Here is a 7,258-nt window from a genome sequence, read left to right as displayed (position 1 = left end):
GCCGTCAGACATTGCCTGGCCCATTCGCTCCATCTTGAGCCGCCAGAAAAATACATCGGTGCTGCTGGCTGAGGTGATGGACATCGATGTCGCCCGGCACGAGGTCATCCTGGAGCATGAATCCGTGGCCTTCGACTATCTGATTGTCGCGACGGGCTCCACCCACTCGTATTTCGGCCACGGGGACTGGGCATCGATAGCGCCCGGCCTGAAAAGCATCGACGATGCGACCCATATTCGTCGACGCATCCTCACTGCTTTCGAACAGGCGGAGATGACTGACGATGAAGCAGTAAGAGAGCGCTTGCTGCGCTTTGTCATCGTCGGCGGCGGGCCAACCGGTGTCGAGCTCGCCGGCACGATCGCCGAACTCGCGCATCATACGCTTGCTGCTGACTTTCGGCGCATCGACCCGCGCAGCGCTACGGTCACACTGGTCGAAGCCAGTCCGCGCCTGCTCCCCTATCTGCGCCCATCTTTATCTGACTACGCACGTCGATCGTTAGAAAGGCTCGGCGTTGAAGTTCGTCTGGGGACACCGGTGACGCATTGCGACGGCGAAGGGGTGACGATTGGCGGCGACAGGATTGCCGCAGCAACCATTATCTGGGCGGCCGGTGTGGCTGCGTCACCGGTCGGTCATTGGCTGGACGTGGCAACCGATCAGGTCGGCAGAGTGTTCGTCCGAGCCGACCTGTCGATAAAAAGCGATCCAGATATATTTGTCATAGGCGATGCCGCATTGGTGAAGAACCATAAGGGGGAACCGATTCCCGGCATCGCACCGGTCGCCAAGCAGCAAGGCCGATTCGTGGCGGGCATTATTGCCAAAAGAATCGCCGGCAAACCGTCCGCGCAAACATTTCGTTACCGTCACGCCGGCCATCTCGCCACAATTGGACGCAGATCGGCGGTCATTGAGTTTCCACGCTACCAGGTGACCGGCCGGCTCGCCTGGTGGATATGGGGCATCGCCCACATTTATTTTCTGGTCGGTGTGCCCAGTCCCCTGGTGGTTTCCATCCGCTGGCTGTGGGAGTACATCACTTATGGTCGCGGCGCCCGATTGATCACGGGTGTCGAGGATGCCGACTGACTAATTGCGTAAGATCTGGCGGAATGGCACGACCCAGGGTCTATACTGAGAAATACCGCAAAGCTTGCAGCGTACGTTGGAGAGAATGACATGACTGAGACAAGAATCGGCACGGTGACCCACTACTACGGCCACCTACATGTGGCAGGTGTGACGATTACGGACAGCGAACTGCATAAGGGCGACACCATTCACGTCAAGGGCCACACCTCAGACTTCGAGCAGAAAGTCGAATCGATGGAGATCGACCATGAGGCGGTGGAAATCGCCAAGCCGGGCGACCAGATCGGGCTTGTGGTGATCGAGCACGCCAGGGAACACGATACAGTCTATGTGGTGACCTGAGCCGAAGGCAGACCGATGCGGCTTGATATCGTTCCGCACGGCGATTCTGCGCCGAAGCATCACCGTCTCAAGATCGCCCACCAACGCGCGATATTCACCAGACTCAACAACGACGCGGACACGTAGGTCAGGGCCGCGGCCCGGAGCAGGCGTCGCGCATGAGGCTCGTCTCCGGGCCGCAGAATTTTCGCTTGCGCCAACATCGGTAGTGCGCGTTCAAAGCTTGCATCGAATTCGGTCGGCAAAGTCAATAAATGAATGACGACACCGGACCCCAGGACCAGGAGACCGCCGAGAAACATCAACAAGCCAGCCGCCGGAGCCCGGGTCAAGCCGATTATCAGTGGCGTGGCCATCAGCAACGCCGCACCGGCCTTTTCCACGGGGCTGACCCAGCGAACCAGTTGTGTCCGCCACTTCAGCGGCCCGTAGCCTCTTGCATCCTGCAGTGCGTGGCCGACTTCATGCGCCGCGACCGTCACGGCGGTCAGTGAGTGACCGTCATAGTTCTGCGGCGACAACCGGACCACTTTGCCCTCCGGATCGTAGTGATCCCCAACATCGCTGGTCTCGGTGCCCACCTCGTGAAGACCCAGCGAGTCCAACAACCGGCGGGCCAGCTCACCACCGCTCCAAGGGTAACGATCGGCCGGAAGACTGTAACGTTTCATGATCGCTTTAACCCACAGGCCTGGTCCCACGACCAACGCGATCAACAAAACAATGAGGACGACGAAATGCATACAAAGCGGATTCCTCGTAGCTAGTGGATGTCCTCGTAGCTAGTTAAGCCTGGCGGGCGATAATCACACCACAACGCCGGCACTTTACTTTCTCGACATTGCCTACGGCACCGAAGCCGAAACTTGTGTCGAGGACACGAAAATCATGCCCCCCCATCCAACAAAAGAAATGACCGACTTTAAGCGGTACTTTGAGCATGGCCTCGCTTCCCGAGACACAATGCGCACAGTGCTGCAATAAAGCAGTTAGCGGATATCTTCATGAATCACCTCGCGCAGCAGACGGGTCATCGTCTCTTCCTGGTAACTGATTTTCTCGACAATCTTGCGTGCTCGCGCGGAGAGGCGCCGATAGCCCCAGAGCGATCGCCGTTTGGTCTCGGCCCACCCCTCGCGCTGGTAATACAGTGGCAGGTTGACATCGAAATAGGAAATACTGTCGGCATCCTTGAGCAGATCGGCGTCGGGATCGCCGCCCACCTCGTGGACCTCCACCAAGCGGCAAGCTTCGTCCACGATATCGGGTGCCACGTTGCAACCGGTTAGAATCGAGCGCAATAGTTCCGCACCGTGTTTAGCGTGGGCCGCCTTGAAGACGTCGTAATCGTCGAAATCCGCTCGTTTCACCTTGCCCGCCTCGATTGCCCGGTCGATGTCATGGGCCAGAGCAGCCAGCTGCAGGGCCTCGCCGGCATCCGGTTCGAGGCGCAAAAGCCATTGCAAAGTGTTGTCGGCGTGATGCGGATCTTCAGGCACCCCCGAGCCTGCGACAAGCGCACGGATTTTTTGCCTGGCGCAATCAATGTTATGCATTACGCGCAATGCTCACCCGGCGCAAGGTTTCGAGATTCATCACCACGGCGATCAAAATCAATACCGGCAATACCAGATTGGCCACCGCGCCCACAAAGATGAGGAACACGCGCACGTCGCGCCCCATCCGCAACCCGGCCTTGCCGCCCGCCCGGATTCGCTCGCGCATCAGGTGGTCGTACTTATCCGCTGTGTAACTGAGCATGAACGAGCCGATAATGGCCATGAAACCGGCCAACAGGACCCAGCCGTTCGCTGACGCCGCCAGCAGGTGCCAAGTCAGGCCAAACAGCAGAAAGGCGTCGGCATAGCGGTCCAGTACCGCATCGAACCAGCCGCCGAAATCGCTGCTTTGGTACTTGAGCCGGGCCACTTCGCCGTCACAACCGTCGATGATAGACGCGAACTGGGCCAGGACACCACCCACGAACAAGGCAACATACCCGCCCAGCGCAAACAGTCCGGCGGCCAGCAGGGAGCACAGAAACGAGAACAGGGAGATCTGATTGGGCGTCACATCGCGCTGCACCAGATAGCGGGAAATCCGCACGGACAGGGGACGGTTCAAATAACGAGCGACAGGCCCGTCGCCGGGCTTGTCGCGCAGTCGCTTCAACAAGGCCTGCTCCGCCTTCTGGAATGCTGCGGGATCATCCACATCGATCCAGAATCCGTCGATCGGGATTGCCTTGGCGCGCCCTGCAGCGGCCAGGACCCGAACCGCCCCGGACAAGGTGGTGTCGCCGTCCTTTTCTTTGCTTTGCTCCAGCGCCTGGAAGATGGCGGGAGAACACAGGAAAATACCCGTATCGAAGCCATTGAAGTCGGCCAGTCCTTTACCGATATCACGGATCTTCTTGCTTTCCGCCGGGCCATCGTCTGCCACCCAAACGCGGGTGACATCCTCCATGTCGAGGAGCGGGTTACGGATGTCGCCATCCACCCCGAGCGCGATCTCCCCATCGCCCAGCGGCAAGGTGATCAATGGTCGAACCAGGTCGGGATCAAACAGGTGATCCGCCATCAGCAGTAAGAACGGTTCGTGCAGAACACCTCGCGCCTTGAGTACCGAAACACCGTTTCCCAGGTCCCAATCCTCATTCACCAGCGGCGTAATCGGAATCGCGAGCCGCTCCGCCAGCTGCTTCAGGAAATCCCGAACCAACTCGCCCCGGTAGCCGATGACGACATAAAATTCATCCGCGCCAGCTGCCAATGCGGCGCGGATGACACGTTCGATCAGGGGGATGCCGAGGATGGGAATGAGGGGCTTGCTGTCACCCCTCTGCTGCAGCCGGCGGCCCTTGCCGGCGGCGATGATCAGACACTTCATGCAATTGCCCCCGTTTGGTTTCGATAAAGGCCTCGATCATGCGGTAAGCCTGGTCGTCAGTGAACTGCCGTGATGGATGTTTGCAAAAATAGGCCGATGGCGCTTCCAGGACGCCACTCTGGCCGCGGTCCAACGCCAGTTTGGTACAACGAATCATATCGACGGCCACGCCCGCCGAGTTGGGCGAATCCTCCACCGACAGACGCAACTCGAGGTTCATGGGCACATCGCCGAACAACTTGCCCTCCATACGCAGGAAGCAGATCTTGTTATCGTTTTGCCAGGGCACGTAGTCACTGGGACCGATATGAATGTCGTCATCATCCATACGGCGGGCGGCCACGGACTGTACCGCCTCGGTCTTGGACTCTTTCTTGGAGACCAGGCGGGAATGGTTGAGCATGTTGAGAAAATCGGTGTTGCCACCGGTGTTGAGCTGGTAGGTGCGCTCCAGCTTGACCCCCCGCTTGGCGAACAGATCGGTCAACATGCGATGGGTAATCGTGGCCCCCAACTGGGCCTTGATGTCGTCACCGATAATGGGCAGACCGGCCTTGGCAAAACGCTGCCCCCATTTTCCATCGGGATCACTGGCGATGAAGACCGGGATGTTGTTGATAAAAGCCAAACCGGCCTGCAATGCGCAATCGGCATAAAACCGGGTCGCCTCCTCGGAGCCGACTGGCAGGTAATTCAAGAGGATTTGTGCGCCGGATTCCTTGAGCGCCTGAACGACATCTGTTGTGCCGGGTTCCGGCTCATTGGCGAGAATAAAGGTACGTTTTTCAGCGTAGTTTTTCATGTGCTCGGAAAAACCGTCCAGAACTTTGCCCATCCGCACCTTGACACTGGACGCAGGGAGTTCGGAACAGAAAACCGTCGTACAGTTAGGCGGGGAAAAAATCGCTTCGTTTACACTGACACCGACTTTGCGTTGGTCAATATCGAAGGCCGCAACGACTTCTATGTCACCGGACAGGTATCCGCCAATCTCCCAATGCATCAAGCCGACGGCATCTTGCTCGTTCTTTCCCTGGTAATAGTGGATACCTTGAATCAGGGAACTGGCACAGTTGCCAATGCCGACGAGCGCAATTTTGATCTTACTCATGGTTTTCATATCTCCTGTCATTTCCGTGCAATAGATGAATTTTCCCCGGCAAAAATAACGTTGGCGTCTTTGACGTCGTTATATTTTTTTCACTTACCTCGCTTTTTCGCATGTTCCCCCCCCCCTTCCACATGGACATGCCGGGGTCGCGAACGCCAAGGATGGCCGAGAGCGGCCCGCCGGACCCACAAACATAACAAAAAACCGGCCCCGAGGCGCCTTTTTCGTTGCTAATATTTGGCGAGCTTCCGCCCGCCGCCGCAATCGCCTGGTCGCAACTCGTCTGCTGGGCTGCGCGGCGGACGTCCCCCCCTGCAAGAAAAAAGAGCGGCAAGGAACTCGGGCACCCATGCCCTCTGCGCCACAAGAAGCTTGGCTTCATCGAACTCCGCAGCGCGTTTTTGGGAAGCTGCGCGGAAATGGCGCGCCACACCTGTGGGGACAGCTCGACCCGGAGCTCAAGCGCATGGACTAACGGCGCGTAGTGGTAAACGGCCGGCTTGTCGTACAAGCCCGGGAGCAATCCACCGACCAGGTAACCCTCCGTGGGATGGAGGTTTCCGCTCGACGGGTTGACACGCAGCGACCAGCGGGCGCCCGCAATCTCCTTCCATGCGGACAACGCCAGCGCATCATAGAAGAGCCGAGCGACGGTCGCCGCGTTGAGCGGGGCTGGATCGACTTGGCCAAGGACGAACGCAGGCTCGTAGCGCGGCAAGGGCCTAACGGGTTCGAACCCCAGGGGAAAGGTTTGCGCCCCCTCGAATCGACGGAACGGATCCGGTTGGGTCTGCCAGTCCATGTAGCCGAGAGAGGGCGCGAACCGGAAGGGGAAGTGTTTGGAGCGCTGGTGGTACGCAAGGGTAACGTCTAGCGTCGGCTGGTCCATGTGGTTGGTCGGCTCCTGAAGCGATCGACACTCGACACCAGCGTTCCCCGCAGCTCGCTGACCCAATCTCCCAGCTATTTTCGATATACTACACTTATGCCACGCATTGTGATCCTGGGCGCCGGGTTTGGCGGGCTGTTTGCTGCCAAGAGGCTGGCGGGTGTTGCGGCTGACGTCACGGTCGTCGACCGGCATAACTATCATCTGTTCCAACCCTTGTTATATCAGGTTGCCACAGCCGGCCTGCCGCCATCGGACATTGCCTGGCCCATTCGCTCTATCCTGAGCCGCCAGAAAAATACATCGGTGTTGCTGGCTGAGGTGATAGGCATCGATGTCGCCCGGCATGAGGTCATCCTGAAAAGTGAAGCCGTGGCTTTCGACTATCTTATCGTCGCGACCGGTTCCACCCACTCCTATTTCGGCCACGAGGACTGGGAAACCACCAGGGGACTGGGTACACCGGTGACGCATTGCGATGGCGAAGGGGTGACGATTGGCGGCGACAGGATCGCCGCAGCAACCATTATCTGGGCGGCCGGCGTGGCTGCGTCACCGGCCGGTCGATGGCTGGACCGGAATCCGACCAGGTCGGCAGGGTGATCGTCCGCGCCGACCTGTCGATAAAAAGCGATCCCGATATCTTTGTCATCGGCGATGCCGCATTGGTGAAGAACGCTCAGGGAGAACCGGTTCCCGGCATCGCACCGGTCGCCAAGCAGCAAGGCCGATTCGTGGCGGGCATTATTGCCAGAAGAATCGCCGGCAAACCGTCCGCGCAGACATTTCGTTACCGTCATACCGGCCATCTCGCCACGATCGGACGCAGATCGGCGGTCATCGAGTTTTCACGCTACCAGATGACCGGCCGGCTCGCCTGGTGGATATGGGGCATCGCCCACATTTATTTTCTGGTCGGTGTGCCCAG

9 protein-coding genes are annotated in these 7,258 nt (G+C 58.8%); 4 read left to right on the top strand and 5 right to left on the bottom strand.

What is annotated here, in order from left to right:
* Positions 1–34: 34 nt before the first annotated feature.
* Both IIA05_12625 and IIA05_12620 read left to right on the top strand, forming a co-directional pair.
* Positions 35–1,096 carry an NAD(P)/FAD-dependent oxidoreductase gene (locus tag IIA05_12625; protein ID MCH9027936.1) on the top strand — a complete coding sequence of 354 codons (1,062 nt, stop codon included), beginning with the start codon at positions 35–37 and terminating at the stop codon, positions 1,094–1,096.
* Positions 1,097–1,186: 90 nt separating this feature from the next.
* The gene (locus IIA05_12620) at positions 1,187–1,441 is read left to right on the top strand and encodes a translation elongation factor-like protein (protein MCH9027935.1); all 255 of its coding nucleotides are present in this window, start codon (positions 1,187–1,189) and stop codon (positions 1,439–1,441) included.
* A 59-nt stretch (positions 1,442–1,500) separates the two neighbouring features.
* On the opposite strand, the gene IIA05_12615 is transcribed toward IIA05_12620, so the two are convergent.
* The 5 genes from IIA05_12615 to IIA05_12595 form a co-directional block, all read right to left on the bottom strand.
* Entirely contained in the window at positions 1,501–2,184 is a 684-nt protein-coding gene (locus IIA05_12615; GenBank protein MCH9027934.1) for a zinc metallopeptidase, read from the bottom strand.
* A gap of 246 nt (positions 2,185–2,430) precedes the next feature.
* Positions 2,431–2,997, bottom strand: coding sequence for a DUF4202 family protein (locus IIA05_12610; GenBank protein MCH9027933.1), 567 nt, complete (start codon positions 2,995–2,997; stop codon positions 2,431–2,433).
* On the bottom strand, positions 2,990–4,330 hold the full coding sequence (locus IIA05_12605) for an NTP transferase domain-containing protein (protein ID MCH9027932.1): 1,341 nt from the start codon (positions 4,328–4,330) through the stop codon (positions 2,990–2,992). Before IIA05_12605 ends, IIA05_12610 begins: the two co-directional genes overlap by 8 nt.
* A complete protein-coding gene (locus IIA05_12600) occupies positions 4,275–5,441 on the bottom strand; it encodes an inositol-3-phosphate synthase (protein ID MCH9027931.1) in 1,167 nt (388 codons plus the stop codon). Before IIA05_12600 ends, IIA05_12605 begins: the two co-directional genes overlap by 56 nt.
* The gene (locus IIA05_12595) at positions 5,434–6,243 is read right to left on the bottom strand and encodes a hypothetical protein (GenBank protein ID MCH9027930.1); all 810 of its coding nucleotides are present in this window, start codon (positions 6,241–6,243) and stop codon (positions 5,434–5,436) included. Before IIA05_12595 ends, IIA05_12600 begins: the two co-directional genes overlap by 8 nt.
* Before the next feature lie 183 nt (positions 6,244–6,426).
* Here IIA05_12595 and IIA05_12590 point away from each other — a divergent pair, with 183 nt between their 5' ends.
* Together IIA05_12590 and IIA05_12585 are read left to right on the top strand one after the other, a co-directional pair.
* Positions 6,427–6,933 (top strand): FAD-dependent oxidoreductase, encoded by a 507-nt coding sequence (locus IIA05_12590; GenBank protein MCH9027929.1) that lies wholly within the window; start codon positions 6,427–6,429, stop codon positions 6,931–6,933.
* The coding region (locus IIA05_12585; GenBank protein MCH9027928.1) for an NAD(P)/FAD-dependent oxidoreductase at positions 6,897–7,258 on the top strand (362 nt) is incomplete at its 3' end. The genes IIA05_12590 and IIA05_12585, both read left to right, overlap by 37 nt.

Source organism: Pseudomonadota bacterium, assembly GCA_022572885.1.
Classification (GTDB): Bacteria; Pseudomonadota; Gammaproteobacteria; order Steroidobacterales; family MnTg04; genus MnTg04.
The sequence above is the reverse complement of the archived record's forward strand: the minus strand, read 5'-3'. Positions and strand labels throughout refer to the sequence as shown.